We start from the raw sequence: 19,577 nt of genomic DNA, 5'->3' as shown, positions 1-19,577 counted from the left end.
ATCAGTACGCCACTCCCGCGTGCAGGATCACGTTCGCGTAGGGGGTGAACTCTCCCGAGCGCACGAACGCGCGCGCCGAGTGGGTCAGCTTCTTGAAGTCGACGTGCGGGATGAGCTCGATCTCGAAGTCCTGATCGGCGAAGCGCTCGCGCAGCGCGGCCAGCACCTCAGGGCTCTTCTCGGCGACCTCGGCCGACACCGTCGCTCCCTCCACGACGAGCTCGGCGAGCACGGTGTCGAGCACGTCGAAGAATCCCGGAGCGCCGGGACGATAGGCGAGGTCGATGCGCTCGGATCCGGGCGGGATGGGCAGGCCGGCGTCGGTGACCACCAGCAGATCGGTGTGGCCGGTCTCGCTGATCACGCGCGAGAGTGCGGGGTTGATGGTCGTCGCTGTCTTGCGCATGATGTCTCCTCGGGGATGTCAGTGGGCTTCTCGGGCGGCCAGGAAGGCGTCGACCTCGGCCCGCAGCGGCAGGCTGGGCGAGGCGCCCTGCTTCGTGACGGCGAGGGCTCCGGCGGCGGTCGCCAGGCGTACGGCATCCGTCAGCTCCCAGCCGTTGGCGAGGGCGGCGCCGAGATACCCGGCGTAGGCGTCGCCGGCCGCGGTGGTGTCGACGGCCTCGACAGGGAACGGCGGGATGACGGATGCTCCCGCTGCGGTCACGACGCACGAGCCCTGACCCGCGAGCGTGATCACGGCGGCGCCGACGCCCCGGTCGAGGAACCAGCGTCCGGCGATCTCCGCCGACGCGGCATCCGTCACCTCGACCCCGCTGAGCACCGAGGCCTCGGTCTCGTTCGGGGTGACGATGTCGATGCTCGCCCACACGGCGTCATCCAGCGGAGCGGCGGGGGCGGGGTCGAGGATGACGGTCATGCCGTGCTCGCGTCCTCGTGACGTGATGTGCGCGGTGAGCGCCGAGGGCGTCTCGAGCTGGGTGAGCAGCACCGACGTGGTCGGCGCGAGGGCTTCGAGCGCCGCGTCGATCTGCTCGGTGCTGAGCGCGGCGTTGGCCAGAGGCACCATGACGATGTCGTTCTGCGCCGAGGCGTCGACGCGGATGTGCGCGATGCCCGTCGGCCCCGGCACCGTGCGGAGGTGCGTGAGGTCGACTCCGGCCTCGCTCAGCCCGTCGACGACGAGGTCGTGGAAGAGGTCGTCTCCCACGCATCCGACGAAGCTCGTGCGGGCCCCCGATCGTCCGGCGGCGACCGCCTGATTCGCGCCCTTGCCGCCGAGCATCAGGGTGAACTCGTCGCCGAGGATGGTCTCTCCGCGGGCGGGGAGCCTGGTCGAGAAGGTCGTCACGTCTGCGGTCACGCTGCCGACGATGACGACGCCGGTGCGATCGGGCGAGGTGGCGGCTGTCATGGCACTCCTGATCGTCGTCGATGCGGGGTGCTTTGACATCCTCCGCGGCTGTCATTACATTAGCCGAATCCGAACCTGTAACGACAGGTTGTGCACAAGGAGACCCGATGATCGCGCTGGCCCCCCGTCTCTATGTCGACAGCGCGGACGTCGACCGCGTCGCCTCCCTCCTCACCGCGGGCGTCGTGCACGGCGTGACGACCAACCCCACGATCCTCGAGCGCGGTGGCCGCACCGCCGCGGAGATCCCCGACCTCTACGCCCGCTGGTCGGACGAGGGCGCCCGCGAGATCTTCTTCCAGACGTGGGGCGGCGACACCGCATCCTTCCTCCGCAACGCCGAGGGCATCCGTGCGCTGGGCGATCGCGTGGCCGTGAAGGTGCCGGCGACCCGCGACGGCTTCGCCGCGGCATCCGCTCTGGTGCGCGACGGCGCGACCGTGCTCGTCACCGCCGTCTACTCGGTCGCACAGGCGCTGGCATGCGCCTCGATCGGGGCGCAGTACATCGCCCCCTACCTCGGACGGATGCGGGATGCCGGCATCGACGGGGATGCGGTGATCGCCCGCATGCAGGAGGTGTGCGCGGGCAGCGACTCGAACGTGCTCGCGGCCAGCCTGCGATCACCTGACGACATCACCGGTCTGCGTCTCGCGGGGGTGCCGTACTTCACGGCGGCACCCGACGTGATCGAGCAGGTGCTGTTCCACGAGGTCAGCGACAGCTCCGCCGCCGAGTTCGACGCGGCGATGGGGCGGCTCGGGGCCTGAGTCGCACTTCGGCGGGTGGGCCAGCGTCGGCCAGACGCACCAGATTCGGCCCGACGTCACGGATACGGCCGAGCGAAGCGCATCTGGCCGAACGTGCCTGTCGGGGCCCGGGCGACGAAAGCGTGCAGGGAAGGCCCGAGGGACGCGTGGCCGAGAGAAGGGTCGCTGCGTCAGGCGGATGCCGCCTGGCGCAGCCACCGCTCGACGCCGGCGATGTGCGCCGTGGCCAGCGAGGTGGCGAGACCCGAATCGCGCCGGGCGATGGCGTCGGCGATCGCCCGGTGCTCCGAGAGGGTGCGCTCGACCGCTCCGCCCTCGGTGAGACCACGCCACACGCGGGCGCGCACGGTCTGACTGCTCAGGTGCTCGATGAGGCTGGCGAGATAGGCGTTGCCGGCCATGCCGACGATCTCACGGTGGAAGCGGATGTCGTGCTCGACGAGCTCTTCGATGCTGACCGTCGGATCGATGGAGGCGACCTCGCTCTCGAGGCCGGCGATCGCGTCGTCGCTGCCGAGGGTGGCCGCGAGGCCCGTCGCCTGCGACTCCAGCATCCGTCGCACCGCGAAGATCTCGAGCATCGAGTCGTCGTCGTGCATGTCGACCACGAACGAGATCGCCTCGAGCAGCAGGTGGGGCTCCAGGCTGGTGACATAGGTGCCGTCACCGCGGCGCACGTCGAGCACCCGGATCACCTCGAGCGCCTTCACGGCCTCGCGCATCGAGTTGCGTGACAGGCCGAGCCGCTCGGACAGCTCCTTCTCGGGAGGGAGGCGATCGCCGGGTGCGAGTTCGCCCGACACGATCATCGCCTTGATCTTCTCGATCGCGTCGTCAGTCACTGCCATGGCGTCATCCTAGCCATTCATCGGATGTCTGCGGCAGGATGGGGGCATGCGCGTACTCGATTCGCACCTGCACCTCTGGGACCCCGAGCTTCTGCACTACACGTGGCTCGAGGGTCCGCTCGCCTGGCTGTTCGGTGCGACCGAGATCGAGCACGCCCGCATCGCCCGCGCGACGACCGAGCGCGCGGTGTTCGTGCAGGCCGAGACCGTCGAAGACGACTTCCTCGAAGAGGTGCGGTGGGTGGCCGGGCTCGCGCCCCGCGTCGGGGTGGTCGGCATCGTCGCGGGCGCGCGTCTGGATCGCGGCACCGACACCACCGCGCACCTCGAAGGACTCGCCGCCGAGCCGCTCGTGGTCGGCGTGCGGCACAACCTGCAGGGCGAACCCGACGGACTGGCGGTCTCGGCAGACTTCGTCACCGGGGCGCGCGAGGTCGCGGCGCGCGGCTGGGCCTTCGACGCGTGCGTGCGCGCCGCGCAGCTGCCCGAGGTGGCCCGACTCGCGGGGGCGGTGCCCGAGCTGCGGATGGTGCTCGATCACCTCGGCAAGCCCGAGGTCGGCACGGCGAAGGCCCCGGTGGCGCCGACCATGGAATGGGTGCGCGATCTCGACGACCTGGCACGGCATCCGAATGTGTGGTGCAAGCTCTCGGGGCTGCCGGGAGAGGCCGGAGGCGACTGGTCGGCCGAGCAGCTGCATCCGTTCCTCAACGCCGCGGCCGACGCGTTCGGCGTCGATCGGCTGATGTGGGGCAGTGACTGGCCGGTCTCGGTCATCGGACCCCCGGAGGAGGGCGACCCGTACGCGAACGTCGACGGATCGCCCATGTACCAGCCGACGGCTCGGATCAGATGGGCGGATGCGGTGATCGCCTGGGCCGAGCGCCGCGGGCACGACGTCGACGCGATCATGTGGACGAACGCCGAGGAGTTCTACCGGATCGGAGAGCGGCCGACGCATGAGGACTCTCGGGAGGAGCGGCCGCGCCGCGGCATCCTGGGTTGGCTGCGCGGCGGTCGCTCATAGCGCCCGCTGTCCGGGGCCGGGACCAGGACAGTGGGCGACGCGGCGGTCAGCCCCCGACGGGACGGAGCCGCAGCTGAGCCATGCCGCCGTCGACCTCGATGAACGTGCCCGTGGTCGAGCCTGCGGCGGGGCTCACCAGGTAGGCGACCGCCGCGGCGACCTCGTCGGGTGAGACCAGGCGGCCATGCGGCTGGCGGGCCTCGAGGGCGGCGCGCTCGGCGGCCGGGTCGTCGGCCGAGTCGAGCAGACGGCCGACCCACGGGGTGTCGGCGGTGCCGGGGTTGACGGCGTTGACGCGGATTCCCTCGCGCAGGTGATCGGCGGCCATGGCACGGGTCAGGGCCGAGACGGCGCCCTTCGACGCGCTGTAGAGCGCGCGCTGGGGAAGGCCGGTGGTCGAGGCGATGGATGCCGTGTTGCAGACCGCCGCGCTCGGCGACTTCTTGAGCCACGGCAGCGCCGCCGACGTGACGCGGGCGATGCCCGTGACGTTGATCGAGAGCACACGCGCCCACTCGTCGTCGTCGTTGGCGCTGATGTCTCCCTGGGCGCCGACCCCGGCGTTGTTCACGACGATGTCGATGCGCCCGAACCTCTCGGCGACGGCGGCCACGGCGGCATCCACCGATGCACGGTCCGACACGTCGGCCTCAAAAGCGGCGAAGGCGGCATCCGCTCCTGAGGTGTCGCGGTCGAGCACGGCGATCTGCGCGCCGTCGGCGTGCAGGCGGGCGGCGATGGCCGCTCCGATCCCGGATGCTCCGCCGGTCACGATCGCGACGAGTCCGTCGAGTGCGCTGCTCACTTCTGTGCCTCCCATGCCACGAACTCCTGGCGCTGATGCCCGAGTCCTTCGATCTCGATCTCGACCACGTCGCCCGCCGTCAGATAGGGGAACTTGCCCCCGAAGGCCACGCCCTGGGGAGTGCCCGTGAGGATCAGATCGCCCGGCTCGAGCGTGACGTACTGCGACAGGTGGTGCACGATCACGCGCACGTCGAAGATCATGTCGTCGGTGTTCGAATCCTGACGCGCTTCGCCGTTCACCCAGCTGCGCAGCCGCAGGTCGTCGACGTCGACCTCGTCGGGTGTCACCAGCCAGGGGCCGGTCGGGTTGAAACCGGGGGCGATCTTGCCCTTCGACCACTGCCCGCCCGAGACCTCCATCTGGAAGGCGCGCTCCGAGACGTCGTTCGCCACCACGTAGCCGGCGATGTGGGCGTCGGCGTCGTCGGGCGAATCGAGGTAGGCGGCGCGGGCGCCGATCACGATGCCGAGCTCGACCTCCCAGTCGGTCTTCTCGCTGCCGCGGGGGATCGTGACCGCATCGTTCGGGCCGACCACCGTGTTCGGCGTCTTCAGGAACATGATCGGGACGGTCGGCGGCTCGGAGCCGGACTCGCGGGCGTGCGCCGCGTAGTTCTGGCCGATGCAGATGACGGCGCTCGGGCGCGCGATCGGCGCGCCAATGCGCATCGCCGCGGCATCCCCGAGAACCGGCAGTTCGTCGGCGGCGCGGGCCGCGGCGACGCGAGCCCGGAAATCACCGGCGAGGAAATCACCGTTCACATCGGATGTCACAGAGCGCAGATCGAGGTAGCGGTCGCCTTCGACGAGGACGGGGATCTCGGCGCCGGGGGTGCCTAGCCGTGCGAACTTCATGTCTCTCCTGCTCAGTGAGGTGTCCGTGGGTGACGAGGCGCGTCAGTGCGGCCCGTCTCGTTGACAGTATAGACATCCGATGTTTACACTCCAAGAGATCTGCACGGATATCCGTCCCGTGCACGAGAGGAACCCGTGAGCCGCATCGTCGCCCTCGACACGACCGACATCCGCTTCCCGACATCGCTGAGTCTGGACGGATCGGATGCCATGAATCCCGACCCCGACTACTCGGCGGCATACGTGATCGTGCGCACGGATGCCGAGGACGGCATCGACGGCCACGCGTTCGTCTTCACGATCGGGCGCGGCAACGATGTGCAGGTCGCCGCGATCGACGCGCTCGCCGGGCACCTCGTCGGTCGCGAGATCGAGCCGCTGCTCGACGACATGGGCACGACGTTCCGCGACATCATCGGCGACTCGCAGCTGCGCTGGCTCGGCCCCGAGAAGGGCGTCATGCACATGGCCATCGGCGCGGTCATCAACGCGCTGTGGGACATCAAGGCCAAGCGGGCCGGGCTGCCGCTGTGGCAGCTGCTCGCACGGATGACGCCCGAGGAGCTCGTGGGCCTCGTCGACTTCCGCTACCTCACCAATGCGCTGACGCCCGAGGACGCCCTCGAGATCCTGCGCGCCGCCGAACCGGGACGCCTCGAGCGCGAACGAGAACTGCTCGCCACCGGATACCCCGGCTACACGACCAGCCCCGGATGGCTCGGATACTCCGACGAGAAGCTCGAGCGGCTCGCCCGCGAGGCGATGGCCGACGGCTTCACCCAGATCAAGCTCAAGGTCGGCGCCGACCTCGACGACGACATCCGCCGTTTCCGCAAGGCCCGCGAGGTGTGCGGACCGGACTTCCCCATCGCGATCGACGCCAACCAGCGGTGGGAGGTGTCGGAGGCGATCGAATGGATAGGCGCGCTCGCCGAGTTCCACCCCGCCTGGATCGAAGAGCCCACGAGCCCCGACGACGTGCTCGGTCACGCCGAGATCGCCAGGGGGGTGGCACCCATCCGCGTCGCCACCGGCGAGCACGCGCAGAACCGCGTCATCTTCAAGCAGCTGCTGCAGGCCGAGGCGATCTCGGTCATGCAGATCGACGCCGTGCGCGTCGCGGGCGTCAACGAGAACATCGCCAACCTGCTGCTGGCCGCGAAGTTCGGTGTGCCGGTCTGCCCGCATGCCGGCGGCGTCGGGCTGTGCGAGGCCGTGCAGCACCTCTCGATGTTCGACTTCGTCGCCGTCACCGGCACCCGCGAAGGACGGATGATCGAATTCGTCGACCACCTGCACGAGCACTTCGTGATCCCCACCGACATCCAGGGCGGGTCGTACATGGCACCCACGGTGCCCGGATCCGGCATGGAGATGAAGGCCGAGAGCATCGCCGCGTACACGTGGACGGGGCAGCATGTCGGGGTCTGACGCTCTGGCGGTTCCGCCCCTCGGATACGGGGCCGCGAACGTCGGCAACCTCTTCCGCGCGCTGAGCGACGACGAGGCGTGGGCGGTGCTCGATGCGGCGTGGGACAGCGGCATCCGCTACTTCGACACCGCTCCGCATTACGGGCTCGGGCTCTCGGAGCGTCGTCTCGGGGCGTTCCTGCAGACCAAACCGCGCGACGAGTACGTGCTGTCGACCAAGGTCGGGCGCCTGCTGCGACCGAACCCCGACCACGACGGCGGCCTCGACACCGCGAACGACTTCCATGTTCCCGACGATCTGCAGCGCGTGTGGGACTTCTCGGCTGACGGGATACGCACCAGTCTCGATGAGTCCCGCGAACGTCTCGGGATCGAGCGCATCGACCTGCTCTACCTGCACGACCCCGAGCGGCATGACCTGGATCTCGCGCTCGCCGAGGCGCTGCCGGCGCTCGAGCAGCTGCGGCGCGACGGCGAGGTGACTGCGGTCGGCATCGGCTCGATGGTGTCGGATGCGCTCGCCGCCTCCGTGCGGTCGGCCGACCTCGACCTGGTCATGGTCGCGGGCAGATACACGCTGCTCGAACAGCCGGCGGCGGCCGAGGTGCTGCCGGCGTGCCGAGAGACCGGGACAGGCATCGTCGCGGCATCCGTCTTCAACTCCGGGCTGCTGGCATCGAACGAACCTCGCCGCGACGGGCGATACGAGTACGGGCAGCTTCCCGACGAGCTGTGGGAACGGCTGCTGCGCATCGCACGGGTGTGCGCCGAGCACGACGTGCCGCTGCCCGCCGCCGCGATCCAGTTCCCGCTGCAGTCAGACGTGGTGCGCTCGGTGGTGGTCGGAGGAAGCCGGCCAGGGCAGCTGACGCAGAATGCCGAGTATGCGGCGCTCGAGATTCCTGGCGCGCTGTGGAACGAGCTCGCCGCAGAGGGGCTGATCCCGGGCTGAGCCGGACGGCGCGCGTTCACACTTCAGCATAGGTCTGCGCTGGTGGGCGGTCTCGGGCTTCGGTGGCGGCATCAGTGCGGGTTCGTGCTGAATTGTGAACCGAGCCCGCACCGGCGACGCGACGGCGGAGACGAGGCTCAGCGGCCGACGGTCGACTCGCGCACCACGAGCTCGGCGGCGAACGGTGTGGGAGCGGGGAGGTCGGCCGTGGGGTCTGTGAGCTGACGGATGAGTGCCGCGCCCGCCGCCCGGCCGATGTCGTACCCGGGCTGCCGCACGCTCGTCAGCGGCACGACACTCTGGTGGGCCTGCGCGACGTCGTCGAAGCCGACCAGCGCGATCTCCTCGGGCACGCGGATGCCCCGGCGCAGCAGCTGGGTGAGCACGCCGATCGCCACCATGTCGTTGGCGGCGAAGATCGCGTCGGGGCGTTCGGTGGCAGGCATCTCGGCGATCCGCGCGCCGACGTCGAGGCCGTCCTCGGTCGTCAGGTGCGGCACGTCGATCACATCGGCCGTCGCCCCGGCCGCGGTGACGGCCTCGCGCAGCCCGAGGAGTCGGTCGTTCGACTGGCTGACGCTCGGCGCCCCCAGGAAGAGGATGCGGCGGCGGCCGAGCGACAGCAGGTGCTCGCCCGCCAGCCGTCCGCCGCCGCGGTCGTCGAACAGCACCGAACCGACGGTCGGCGAATCGGGGATGGGGCCGACGACGACCGAGCGGATGCCGCGATCGGCGAGCTGTTCGAGCCGGGGCACCACGTCTTCGAGCGGGTAGATGACGATGCCCTGCACCCGGTGCGCCTCGAACATGTCGATGTTGCCGCGTTCGGTGTCGGCGTCGCGGTTGCTGTTGCTGAAGAACAGCGACCAGCCGCCCTCGCGGGCCACGTCTTCGACCCCGCGCGAGAGCTCGTGGAAGTACGGCAGCCAGGCGTCGAGCAGGATCAGCGCCAGCGCCTTGCTGGAGCCGGCTCGCAGTTGACGGGCGGATTCGTTGGGCACGTAGCCGAGCTGCGCGATCGCCTCCCTCACCTTCGCCGCGCTCGATTCGCCGAGCACATGCGGGTGGTTGAGGTAGTTCGAGACGGTCGAGGAGGACACCCCGGCGAGAGCGGCGACGTCTTTGACGCTGGCGGGCATGGAGCTCCTGTCGACTGCGCGTCGACGCAGGACTGTCGGCGGCGAGTCCAGAGTAGCCCAGCGATTGCAACGTGCCAAGAAAGTTCTTGACACCGCATCCCCGACCCGCGTACGGTGACCTGAACGCAGAGTTGCAACGTGCCAATCCTGCCGAGGCGAAGGTGCCGCACACCCGTCTCCGAGAGGTCTCATGAACATCGGATGCCACGGGCTCGTCTGGACCGGAGACTTCGATGCCGACGGCATCCGTCTCTCCGTCGAGAAGACGAAGGCGGCCGGATTCGACCTGATCGAGTTCCCGCTGATGGACCCGTTCTCGTTCGACGTCACCGCGGCGAAGGACGCGCTCGAAGAGCACGATCTCGCCGTCAGCGCCTCGCTCGGACTCTCGGGAGCGACCGACGTGACGAGCTCCGACCCGGCCGTCGTGGCCGCGGGGGAGGCGCTGCTGCTCAGGGCGGTCGACGTGCTCGCCGACCTCGGCGGCCAGCACTTCTGCGGCGTGATCTACAGCGCGATGCAGAAGTACATGGACCCGGTGACGGCCGAGGGGCTGGAGAGCAGCCGGCGCACGATCGCCCGCGTCGCCGACCATGCCGCAGAGCGCGGCGTCTCGGTCTCGCTCGAGGTCGTGAACCGATACGAGACGAACGTGCTGAACACCGCACGCCAGGCGCTCGCCTACCTCGCCGAGGTCGATCGGCCGAACCTCGGCATCCACCTCGACACGTACCACATGAACATCGAGGAGTCGGATATGTTCGCGCCGGTCCTCGACGCGGCTCCGGCCCTGCGCTACGTGCACATCGGGGAGAGCCACCGCGGCTATCTCGGCACCGGCACCGTCGACTTCGACAACTTCTTCAAGGCGCTGGGCCGCATCGGCTACGACGGTCCGATCGTGTTCGAGTCGTTCTCGTCAGCCGTCGTCGCCCCCGATCTCAGCCGCATGCTCGGCATCTGGCGCAACCTGTGGACCGACAACGTCGAGCTCGGAGCGCACGCCAACGCCTACATCCGCGACAAGCTCGTCGCGGTCGACTCGATCCGGCTGCACTGAGCCGGGCCGTCGCCTCGATCCGCCGACCTGTTGCCAACTTGTTATTACAGGTCTTCCCATCCGAAGAAGTCTTAGTTACATTTAGATACAACTTGCGCAGGGTGGGGCGTAAGACGCAGAATTGATCCGATGTTTCCGGACCCGACCGGAATATCGCATCACGACCTTCAAGGAAGCAGGTGAGCACATGAGTGACCCCATTCTCAGAGTCGACGGGATCAGCAAGGGATTCCCCGGTGTGCAGGCTCTCAAGGATGTGCACCTCGAGGTGCGAGCCGGCGAGGTGCTGGTGCTCGTGGGCGAGAACGGCGCCGGCAAGTCGACCCTGATGAAGATCCTCTCGGGGATCTACACCAAGGACGAGGGCACCATCACGTTCGAGGGCCAGGAGGTCGAACTCACCAGCCCGCTGCAGGCGCAGCAGCTCGGCATCACGATCATCCACCAGGAACTCAACCTGATGCCCGATCTCACCGTGGCGCAGAACATCTTCGTGGGTCGCGAGCCCACCACCGGCCCCTTCCTGTCGGAGCGCAAGCTCAACGCGCAGACGGCCGAACTGCTGCAGCGCCTCGGCATCAGGGTCAACCCGCGACAGCTCGTCGGCGAGCTGACCGTGGCCGAGCAGCAGATGGTCGAGATCGCCAAGGCGCTCTCGTTCAACGCCAAGGTGCTCATCATGGACGAGCCCACCTCGGCGCTCACCGACTCCGAGACCGAGACCCTGTTCCTGCTGATCGAGCAGCTGCGCGCCTCGGGGACCGGCATCGTCTACATCTCGCACCGCATGGACGAGCTGCGGCGTCTCGCCGACCGGGTCACGGTGCTCCGTGACGGCACATACATCGGATCACTGGAGAAGTCGGAGGTCAGCGTCCCGAAGATCATCGAGATGATGGTCGGCCGCGTGATCGACGAGGGAACCCGTCCGCAGGCCCGCGATCACATCAACGACCCGATCGTGCTCGACGTGCAGGGACTCTCGACCAAGAACCTCCTCAAGGACGTCTCGTTCCAGCTGCACAAGGGCGAGATCCTGGGCTTCGCCGGGCTCATGGGCGCCGGGCGCACCGAGACCGCGCGGGCCATCATCGGTGCCGACCACCGCGACGGCGGCACGATCGCGATCGGCGGCGACCCGGTGCGAATCGGACAGCCGGCGGATGCGGTCAAGCACGGCCTCGGCTACCTCTCGGAGGACCGCAAGCTGCTGGGCCTGATGCTCGAGCAGGACGTGACCTTCAACACCGTGCTCGCCTCGCTCGGGTCGTACGCCAACGGCATCGGCTGGATGGGCGACGCGAAGGCGAAGAACCGCACCAAGGAGTACGTGCAGCAGCTGCGGGTCAAGACGCCCTCGGTGAACCAGGTCGTGAAGCTGCTCTCGGGAGGGAACCAGCAGAAGGTCGTCATCGCCCGGTGGCTGATGCGCGACTGCGACATCCTCATCTTCGACGAGCCGACCCGAGGGATCGACGTCGGCGCGAAGGAGGAGATCTACCGCCTCATGCAGCAGCTCGCTGACCAGGGCAAATCCATCATCGTCATCTCATCGGAGCTCCCCGAGGTCCTCCGCGTCGCGAACCGCATCGCGGTCTTCGCGAACGGTCGGATCACCGGGACGCTCCGCAACGAGGAAGCCAGCCAGGAGAAGATCATGCAACTCGCAGCCCACGGGGAGGAAGACTGATGAGCACCCCACAGCAGTCCGGATCGTCGACGACGACGATCATCCAGACGGCGGTCGATGAGAACACCGACAAGCGCGACTTCGGCGGGTTCCTCCGCCGCCAGCTGCAGCAGTCACTCGCCTTCGGCACGCTGATCGTCCTGGTGATCTTCTTCTCGATCGCCAGCCCGAACTTCTTCACCTTCAGCAACATCGCCACGGTGCTGCTGTCGACGGCGGTCATCGGCATCCTCGCCCTCGGCACGACCTTCGTCATCATCACCGGCGGCATCGATCTCTCGATCGGCACCGGCATGGCGCTGTGCGCCGTGATGACGGGTGTCTTCGTCACCAACATGGGGCTCCCCGTCTGGGTCGGCGTGATCGGCGGTGTGCTCACGGGTGTCCTCATGGGACTCGTGAACGGCATCAACATCACCTTCCTCCGGCTGCCGCCCTTCATCGCGACCCTCGCGATGATGATGATCGCCGGCGGACTCGCCCTCGTCATCTCGAACGTCTCGCCGATCTACTTCTCGACCTCGGCCCCCGACTTCAAGAAGATCGCGCTCGGCGTGATCATCCCCGGCATCCCGAACGCCGTGCTGATCACCGCCGTGGCCGCGATCATCGCGTGGCTCGTGCTGTCGAAGACGCTCCTCGGCCGCTACACGTTCGCGATCGGCTCGAACGAGGAGGCCACCCGGCTGTCGGGTGTGAACACCCGCCGCTGGACGATCCTCATCTACATGTTCGCGGGCGCCTTCACGGGCATCGCGGGCATCGTGATCGCGGCCCGTCTCGACTCGGCGCAGCCGCAGATCGGCACCGGCTACGAGCTGCAGGCGATCGCCGCCGTCATCATCGGCGGAACGTCGCTGCTCGGCGGACGAGGCTCGATCCTCGGCACCGTGATCGGTGCGCTCATCATGAGCGTGCTCGTCAACGGCCTGCGCATCATGTCGATCCAGTCGGAGTGGCAGAACATCGTCGTCGGCATCGTCGTGCTGCTGGCCGTCTTCCTCGACTCGCTGCGCAACCGCCAGCGCACCTGACCCACAGATCTACACCCCCCACCACCACACAGAGAACAATGGAGTTTCCATGAAATTCGGCAAGAAGACCGCATTCGCGGCACTCGTGGCCGCATCCGCCCTCGTCTTCGCGGGTTGCGCAGGCGGCGGTGACGTCATCGAAGAAGGCAGCGGCGACGGAGGCAGCGGCGACGGCGAGATGTACATCGCGCTCGTCTCGAAGGGCTTCCAGCACCAGTTCTGGCAGGCCGTCAAGACCGGTGCTCAGGAGAAGGCGGACGAGCTCGGCGTGAAGATCACGTTCGAGGGCCCGGCCGCCGAGACCGAGATCGCCCAGCAGCTCGAGATGCTCACCACCGCGATCGACAAGAACCCGGATGCCATCGCCTACGCCGCCCTCGACCCCGAGGCGTGCGTCGCCCCGCTCGAGCAGGCGAAGGCCAAGGACATCCCCGTCGTGTACTTCGACGCTCCCTGCGACGGCGACGTCGGACTCAGCCTGTCGGCGACCGACAGCAAGGTCGCCGGTGCGCTCGCCGCAGAGCACATGGCCGAGCTGATCGGCGGCGAGGGCGAAGTCGCCATCGTCGGCCACTCGAACATCAACTCGACCGGTGTCGAGCGTCGTGACGGATTCGTCGAGAAGATCGAGGCGGACTTCCCCGACATCAAGATCGTCGACATCCAGTACGGTGACGGCGACCACCTGAAGTCGGCTGACATCGCGAAGACGCTGATCGCCGCTCACCCCGATCTCAAGGGCATCTACGGCACCAACGAGGGCTCGGCCATCGGCGTCGTGAACGCCGTGAACGAGCTCGGCCTCGAGAAGGGCAAGATCACGATCGTCGGCTTCGACTCGGGAGCTGCCCAGATCAACGCGATCAAGGACGGAACGATGGCCGGCGCCATCACGCAGGACCCGATCGGCATCGGCGCGCAGGTCGTCCAGGCGGCGTACGACGCGGCCAACGGCGAGGACGTCGAGGAGTTCTACGACACGGGTTCGTACTGGTACGACAGCACGAACCTCGAGGACGAGGACATCGCAGCGGTCCTCTACGAGTGACCCGCTGAGAAAGAAGCCCCTCACCTTCGGGTGGGGGGCTTCTTTCGCGCCGGGGGTGCGGGGGCGCGTGGCGGGGTGCGTCAGATGCGTCGGAGGAAGGTCAGCACGGATGCCGGCTCGACGATCAGCTGCTGCAGCGCCTCATTGAACGGGACGCCGGCCGGGGCCGAGATGTGCGCCTGGAAGGCCGCCTCGTCGCGGTAGACCTCGTAGACGAAGAAGCGGTCGGGGTCGTCGACGAGCCGCGTCGCATCGAACACGACGTTGCCCTCTTCGGCGCGCACCACCTCGGCGAAGTCGCGCAGCAGCGCCGCGACCTCGTCGCCCTTGTCGGGGCGTGCGGTGAACACGGCATGCAGGATGGTCGGCTCGGTCATGCGGACTCCTCGGGTGTGGGCTGGCGGGGTGGGACGGTGCGGTCAGGCAGCGGTGTGGTCAGGCTGACAGGGTCAGGTCGACAGGGTGAGCAGGCGCGCGGGGTTGGCGACCAGCATCCGCTCGACCACGTCGTCGCCCACCGCGGAGCGCAGCCGCGGCAGGTAGCGCTCGCCGAGATAGGCGAGACCCGGCATGCCGCCGTACGCGAGGTAGCGGGTGCGGCGGGCGACATCGCCGCCGAGAAGGATGCGGTCTCCGCATCCGAGGGCGACGGCCTTCTCGGTCAGGGCGAGCAGCTCGGCATCCGACCTCGTGCGCGGACGCGCGAAGCCGTCGTAGCCCAGGTAGGCACCGCGCTCGGCGAGCGACGCGTGCAGCCCGGCATCCGGATCGCGGTCGGCATGCGCGAGCACGACGCGATCGGATGCCACGCCTTCGCCCTCGAGCAGATCGAGGACCTCGTGCGCGGCGGTGCAGAACTCCAGGTGCACCATGACCGGCGCGCCGGTCGCTCGGTGCGCCGCTGCGACCGCGAGCAGGGTCGTGTGCTCGAAGGCGGTGATGCTCCAGTAGCCGACGCCGGCTTTCAGCATCCCGGCGCGTACCGGCGGTCCCTCGGGCGCAGCCGCCCGGGGCACATCGGGGGTCTCGAACACCAGCGCATCCTCGACGAGCATCCCGCGCATCACCTCGGCGATGAACAGCTCGGCCAGGCGCTCGACATCCCACACCTGCATCGGATGGTCCTCGCCGTAGTGCGCCTCGCGGTGGCGCCCTGTCGTGGCGACGATGTGCAGTCCGGTGCCGGCGCTGATGCGTGCGACCCCCTCGGGATCGCGCCCGAGCCCGAACGGCGTCGCATCGACCATCGCCACGAAGCCGCTGGCCCGCAGCAGGGCGGCCTCCTGGCCGGAGAGCTCCTCATCGTCGAGCTCATCGCCGACCAGCAGCGGCGAGATCTGAAACAGGTGCTCGTGATAGTCCGTCGCCCCGAGACGCGTCGGGTCGATGTCGCCGAGCACCGTCCGCACGACGGGCATCAGCGCACCGATTCGGCGGCCTGGGCGAGCCGCTCGACGATCTCGGGCGTGAGGTCGATCTCGAACACGTCGGCGACGACCTGCGACCACCCGTGGATGAAGTAGCGCCAGCCGTCGACCACGTGCAGACCGCGCGCGCCCTCCTGCGCACGCGCCTGATGCAGGAACTCGAGCGAGCCGCGGTAGTTGAACTCCCACACCCACGCGTCCTCGGGGAACGCGACGTCGTCGGGCAGCGGCGAGCCCGGGCGGTCCTTGCCGAGGCCGGTGGCGTTCACGATCAGCGAGCCCGCGGGAGCGCCTGCGACGATGGCCGCGGCATCCTGCACCGTGTCGGTGCGCACGTACGTGATCAGCCCGTCGGGGGTGCCGTGCTGGCGGTGCACCTCGCGCAGGTGGTCGAGCTTGTCGTCGTCGCGAGCGGTTACGGTGATCTTCGCCGGAGCATCCGTCCTCTCCGCCAGCGCCCAGCTGAGCGCGGTGCCCGAGCCGCCGGCGCCGAGGATCACGACCTCCGCCCCGGTGCGGGCGAAGTGGTCGGTCGGCAGGAAGTCGTCGAGTGCGAGATCGACGGTGAGGGGGTCTTTGGCGCGGCCGATCAGGCGGTCGCCCCGCTTCGAGATGCTCGAGATCTCGGAGCACGAGACGGCGAACGGGTCGAGCTCCTCGAACAGGTCGGATGCCGCGGCGAACACGTTCATCTTGTGGGTCGTGACCAGTGCGCCCCGGTGCTGCGGGTCGTCGCGGATCTGCTCGACCATGGCGACGTACTGCTCGGGAGTCGCATCCATCGGAAGGTCGTGTCCGATGAGGTTCTCGGTGGGGAGGCCCAGCACCTCGGCCCACTTCGGGAACACCTTCATGATCGACGACGAGCCGGTGCTCACGCCGACGAAGCCCATGTAGCCGCCGGTCGTGGTCGCGGGGGTCGCGGTGTTCTCGGTGATGGTCATCGCTGGGTCCTTCAGGGTCGGGGAGAGACGGGGTGGGCGGGCGCGGTGCCCGCGAGAACCGCGAGCACATCGTCGAGGGACATCGAGCCCATGTTGTCGACGGCCTGGGTCGTCTGCGCGCCGAGATGCGGGGTCACGGTGACACGGTCGGCGAGGTCGTCGGCGAGCAGCGGACTCGCGCTCGCCGCGGTGTCGCCGGTCAGGGTGTCGGCGGCGTATCCGCCGAGGCGTCCGTCACGCAGGGCGGCGGCGAGTGCCGCCTCGTCGACGAGATCGGGGCGGGCGGTGTTCACCAGGATCGTGCCGGGGCGGAGGCCGTCGAGTCGCGCCGCATCGACGAGCGTCTGCCCGCCCGGGGCGTGCAGGGTGATGACGTCGGCGGTGCGGAACAGCTCGTCGAGGTCGACCGGTTCGGCGCCGCGCTCGGCGATCACGTCGGCCGGCAGGAACGGATCTGCCGCGAGCACGCGTGCGCCGAAACCGCTCAGACGTCGCGCGACGCCCTGGCCTATGCGACCGAACCCGACGATGCCGACCGTGGCGGCTCCGAGCTCGCGACCGCGCCGCACGGCCCAGTCGCCGGCCCGCACGCGGCGATCGCCGTCGGGGATGAACCGGAGCGCCGCGAGCATGAGGCCGACGGCGTGGTCGGCGACGGCATCCGCGTTCGCCCCCGGGGTGTTCGTCACCGGGATGCCGCGCCGCAGCGCCGCGTCGAGATCGACTGCCTCGGTGCCGACGCCGTAGCGGGCCACGACCCTGAGGTTCGGCGCGGCGGCCAGGTGGTCGTCGGTCACCGGACCCGTGCCCGCGATCCACCCCTCGGCGGCAGCGAGCAGGGGTGCGAGCTCGGTGAGCCCGTGGTGGGCGGGGCCCCGGACGATCTCGTGGCCGGCGGCCCTTGCTCGGCCGACGAGGTCGAGGTCTCCGTCCGAGAACGACCGGCTGGTCGCAAGGATGACTCCCATCAGGCGCCTCGAGTGGCGGGGGCCTGGGCGAACCACGGCTCGAGCGCGGCGTAGGCGCCGACGAAGCGCGAATGCCGCTGCGCGTGCACGGCGTGCCGGCCGGCATCCGGAGTGAACTCCGCCGTGACCTCGCTGAGCGCCCGCGCCGCCGAGAAGTCGGCGAGGCCGAGGCCGACGGCACCGGTGACAGCGGCGCCGAGGCTGTTGGCCTCTTCGACGATCGTGCGCCGTCGGATCGGCACACCCCAGACGTCGGCGAGGATGCCGAGCCAGGCGTCGCTCTGCGCTCCGCCGCCCACCGCGTCGATGCGGTCGATCGACGCACCGGATTCGCGGAACGCCTGGATGCAGGTGAGCAGGTTGTACGCGACACCCTCGAGCACGGCTCGGGTGAGGTGCGTGCGGGTGTGATGACGGGCGAGGCCGACGAAGGCTCCGCGGGCGTGCGGGTCCCACAGCGGGGATCGTTCGCCGAGCAGATAGGGGAGGAAGTAGAGGTCCTCGGTGTCGAGGTCGCCCCCGGCCTCCGCGGTGAGCCGGGCGGTGTCGGGGCGCGCGGGGTCGGGGGAGAGGGCTTCGGCGATCCACTGCACCGAGGCGCCGCCGGCCTGCATGGTCGCGGTCGGCACGAAGGATCCTGGCACGACGTTGTCGAACGTCATGGTGCGCATCTGCGGGTCGTGCAGCGGTGTGAGGCTCGCGAACGAGATCCACGACGAGGTGCCCAGGCACACGTACGCGCCGTCTTCGGGCGCGACGATGCCCGAACCGACGGCGGCCAAGGGGCCGTCTCCGCCGCCCATGACGACGCGGACGGATGCCGGAAGCCCGAGGTCGGTGGCCGATTCGGCGGTGAGGGACCCGGCGATCGTCGTCGATTCGAGGATCTCGGGGAAGAGGGCGGGGTCGAGTCCCGCGGCGGCGAGCACATCGGCCGACCACTCGCCGCGCACCTGGTCGTAGGCGTTGGTGCCCGAGGCGTCGGAGCGCTCGGTGGCGAGGCGTCCGGTGAGACGGTAGACGATGTAGTCCTTCGCGACGCAGAAGTGCCGCACCCGCGCCCAGACATCCGGCTCGTTGTCGCGCACCCACATGATCTTCTCGACCGAGTAGGTGGGGTTCAGTCGATGGCCGAGCACGCGGTAGGCGTCCTGTGCTCCGAGACGCTCTTCGAGCTCACGGGTCTGCGCGCCCGAGCGGGTGTCGGCCCAGATGATCGCGGGGCGCACCGGCTCGCCGTGTGCGTCGAGCAGCACCGTGCCCATCATCTGGCCGCTGACGACGAGTCCGCCGACGGTCGACGGGTCGACGCCCGCACGGTCGATCAGCTGTCGGGTCGCCGAGACGACGGCATCCCACCAGTCCGCCGGATCCTGCTCGGCGATGCCGCCCGCGGCGAAGTGCGCGGGGTACGGCACCGTGACCGAGGTGACGAGGCGTCCGTCGTCATGGTGCAGGGAGGCCTTGTCGCCGGTGGTCCCCAGATCGTGCGCGATCAGCATGGCCGGAGCCTATTCCGCGGAGGGGGACGCGGAATAGGGGCGCAGGTCCACGCCCTCGGTGGCGCGATAGGCCCGAGAGCCCATCCCGTGCTCGATGACCCAGCCGTAGTCGTGGCCGGCGCCGCCCGGGTACACCGCGAGGAACGAGTAGGGCTCGTCGCCCGTGTTGACCGAGCGGTGCGCCCAGCCCGGCGGGATGTAGCCGATCGTGCCGGGCAGCATGTCGAGCCATTCGGTGCGCTCGCCGTCGAACATGAGCAGCCCGCCGCGGCCCTTCAGCGCGAGGTAGATCTCGCCCTGGTGGTTCGGATGCTGGTGGCCCTTGGTCATCCAGAGCTCTCCCGAGGTGTCGCCGGGCATGATCGTGGTGATCGACTGCGGCAGCTCGCGGTCGACCTCGGGCACGGGAGAGCTGACCACGGTGTAGACGACGGGGTTGTCGCCGGCGGCCGCGGCAGCCCAGGCGTCGGCGTCGAGGAAGAGTCCCTCGAGGTCGGACATGCGCCGCGTCAGAGTGGGTCCCTCCGGGGAGAGCGTGAGCTTCTCGGCGTCGAAGGCGATCGCCATCGGCGAGATCGGGGGAGTGTGGAACTGGGGCATCGGTGCTCCTCGTGCGGATGCTGCGGCGCTGCGCAACCTGTAATGACAAGTTGAGTGTACCTGTGATGACAAGTGGCGTCCAGTGCTCGGATGCGCAGGC

At 69.2% G+C, this 19,577-nt stretch carries 20 protein-coding genes; 8 read left to right on the top strand and 12 right to left on the bottom strand.

Annotated features, from left to right (window positions below; translation table 11 throughout):
• Position 1 precedes the first annotated feature (1 nt).
• Positions 2-406, bottom strand: coding sequence for a D-ribose pyranase (gene rbsD / locus SOM10_RS05935; RefSeq protein WP_320488929.1), 405 nt, complete (start codon positions 404-406; stop codon positions 2-4).
• A gap of 18 nt (positions 407-424) precedes the next feature.
• Positions 425-1,375 (bottom strand): ribokinase, encoded by a 951-nt coding sequence (locus SOM10_RS05930; protein WP_053097963.1) that lies wholly within the window; start codon positions 1,373-1,375, stop codon positions 425-427.
• A gap of 107 nt (positions 1,376-1,482) precedes the next feature.
• On the opposite strand from SOM10_RS05930, the gene SOM10_RS05925 reads away from it, so the two are divergent.
• A complete protein-coding gene (locus SOM10_RS05925; protein WP_320488927.1) occupies positions 1,483-2,145 on the top strand; it encodes a transaldolase family protein in 663 nt (220 codons plus the stop codon).
• A 170-nt stretch (positions 2,146-2,315) separates the two neighbouring features.
• Here SOM10_RS05925 and SOM10_RS05920 read toward each other — a convergent pair whose 3' ends face one another.
• A complete protein-coding gene (locus tag SOM10_RS05920; protein ID WP_053097960.1) occupies positions 2,316-2,993 on the bottom strand; it encodes a FadR/GntR family transcriptional regulator in 678 nt (225 codons plus the stop codon).
• Between the two features lie 46 nt (positions 2,994-3,039).
• Here SOM10_RS05920 and SOM10_RS05915 point away from each other — a divergent pair, with 46 nt between their 5' ends.
• Positions 3,040-4,020, top strand: a complete 981-nt coding sequence (locus tag SOM10_RS05915) for an amidohydrolase family protein (RefSeq protein ID WP_320488926.1) — start codon at positions 3,040-3,042, stop codon at positions 4,018-4,020.
• Positions 4,021-4,066: 46 nt separating this feature from the next.
• Here the strand turns inward: SOM10_RS05915 and SOM10_RS05910 are convergent, their stop codons facing one another.
• Both SOM10_RS05910 and SOM10_RS05905 read right to left on the bottom strand, forming a co-directional pair.
• Positions 4,067-4,840, bottom strand: a complete 774-nt coding sequence (locus SOM10_RS05910; RefSeq protein ID WP_320488924.1) for an SDR family NAD(P)-dependent oxidoreductase — start codon at positions 4,838-4,840, stop codon at positions 4,067-4,069.
• On the bottom strand, positions 4,822-5,682 hold the full coding sequence (locus SOM10_RS05905; protein WP_056280521.1) for a fumarylacetoacetate hydrolase family protein: 861 nt from the start codon (positions 5,680-5,682) through the stop codon (positions 4,822-4,824). The genes SOM10_RS05910 and SOM10_RS05905 overlap by 19 nt, the downstream gene beginning before the upstream one ends.
• 135 nt (positions 5,683-5,817) lie before the next feature.
• On the opposite strand from SOM10_RS05905, the gene SOM10_RS05900 reads away from it, so the two are divergent.
• Both SOM10_RS05900 and SOM10_RS05895 read left to right on the top strand, forming a co-directional pair.
• A complete protein-coding gene (locus SOM10_RS05900) occupies positions 5,818-7,113 on the top strand; it encodes an L-fuconate dehydratase (RefSeq protein ID WP_072591986.1) in 1,296 nt (431 codons plus the stop codon).
• A complete protein-coding gene (locus SOM10_RS05895; protein ID WP_320488919.1) occupies positions 7,100-8,065 on the top strand; it encodes an aldo/keto reductase in 966 nt (321 codons plus the stop codon). Before SOM10_RS05900 ends, SOM10_RS05895 begins: the two co-directional genes overlap by 14 nt.
• 137 nt (positions 8,066-8,202) lie before the next feature.
• On the opposite strand, the gene SOM10_RS05890 is transcribed toward SOM10_RS05895, so the two are convergent.
• Positions 8,203-9,204, bottom strand: coding sequence for a LacI family DNA-binding transcriptional regulator (locus SOM10_RS05890; RefSeq protein ID WP_320488917.1), 1,002 nt, complete (start codon positions 9,202-9,204; stop codon positions 8,203-8,205).
• 190 nt (positions 9,205-9,394) lie between these two features.
• On the opposite strand from SOM10_RS05890, the gene SOM10_RS05885 reads away from it, so the two are divergent.
• The 4 genes from SOM10_RS05885 to SOM10_RS05870 all read left to right on the top strand — a co-directional run bounded on the left by SOM10_RS05885 (position 9,395) and on the right by SOM10_RS05870 (position 14,036).
• Positions 9,395-10,264, top strand: a complete 870-nt coding sequence (locus SOM10_RS05885) for a sugar phosphate isomerase/epimerase family protein (protein ID WP_320488916.1) — start codon at positions 9,395-9,397, stop codon at positions 10,262-10,264.
• A 187-nt stretch (positions 10,265-10,451) separates the two neighbouring features.
• A complete protein-coding gene (locus SOM10_RS05880) occupies positions 10,452-11,954 on the top strand; it encodes a sugar ABC transporter ATP-binding protein (RefSeq protein ID WP_320488915.1) in 1,503 nt (500 codons plus the stop codon).
• Positions 11,954-12,988, top strand: coding sequence for an ABC transporter permease (locus tag SOM10_RS05875; protein ID WP_171821947.1), 1,035 nt, complete (start codon positions 11,954-11,956; stop codon positions 12,986-12,988). The genes SOM10_RS05880 and SOM10_RS05875 overlap by 1 nt, the downstream gene beginning before the upstream one ends.
• Before the next feature lie 49 nt (positions 12,989-13,037).
• Positions 13,038-14,036: an ABC transporter substrate-binding protein gene (locus SOM10_RS05870; protein WP_056280540.1), complete on the top strand. Its 999-nt coding sequence runs from the start codon at positions 13,038-13,040 to the stop codon at positions 14,034-14,036.
• Positions 14,037-14,116: 80 nt separating this feature from the next.
• Here the strand turns inward: SOM10_RS05870 and SOM10_RS05865 are convergent, their stop codons facing one another.
• The 6 genes from SOM10_RS05865 to SOM10_RS05840 all read right to left on the bottom strand — a co-directional run bounded on the left by SOM10_RS05865 (position 14,117) and on the right by SOM10_RS05840 (position 19,477).
• A complete protein-coding gene (locus tag SOM10_RS05865) occupies positions 14,117-14,413 on the bottom strand; it encodes a putative quinol monooxygenase (RefSeq protein ID WP_320488912.1) in 297 nt (98 codons plus the stop codon).
• A gap of 72 nt (positions 14,414-14,485) precedes the next feature.
• A complete protein-coding gene (locus SOM10_RS05860; RefSeq protein ID WP_320488910.1) occupies positions 14,486-15,454 on the bottom strand; it encodes an aryldialkylphosphatase in 969 nt (322 codons plus the stop codon).
• Positions 15,454-16,407 carry a shikimate dehydrogenase gene (locus SOM10_RS05855; protein WP_320488908.1) on the bottom strand — a complete coding sequence of 318 codons (954 nt, stop codon included), beginning with the start codon at positions 16,405-16,407 and terminating at the stop codon, positions 15,454-15,456. The genes SOM10_RS05860 and SOM10_RS05855 overlap by 1 nt, the downstream gene beginning before the upstream one ends.
• A gap of 11 nt (positions 16,408-16,418) precedes the next feature.
• Positions 16,419-17,375, bottom strand: coding sequence for a phosphoglycerate dehydrogenase (locus SOM10_RS05850; protein ID WP_320488906.1), 957 nt, complete (start codon positions 17,373-17,375; stop codon positions 16,419-16,421).
• Positions 17,375-18,877, bottom strand: coding sequence for a xylulokinase (gene xylB, locus SOM10_RS05845; protein ID WP_320488904.1), 1,503 nt, complete (start codon positions 18,875-18,877; stop codon positions 17,375-17,377). Before xylB ends, SOM10_RS05850 begins: the two co-directional genes overlap by 1 nt.
• Positions 18,878-18,886: 9 nt before the next feature.
• Positions 18,887-19,477 (bottom strand): glucose-6-phosphate isomerase family protein, encoded by a 591-nt coding sequence (locus SOM10_RS05840; protein ID WP_320488902.1) that lies wholly within the window; start codon positions 19,475-19,477, stop codon positions 18,887-18,889.
• Positions 19,478-19,577 lie beyond the last annotated feature (100 nt).

It is taken from the genome of Microbacterium sp. CFBP9023, assembly GCF_034045055.1.
GTDB lineage: Bacteria > Actinomycetota > Actinomycetes > Actinomycetales > Microbacteriaceae > Microbacterium.
The sequence above is the reverse complement of the archived record's forward strand: the minus strand, read 5'-3'. Positions and strand labels throughout refer to the sequence as shown.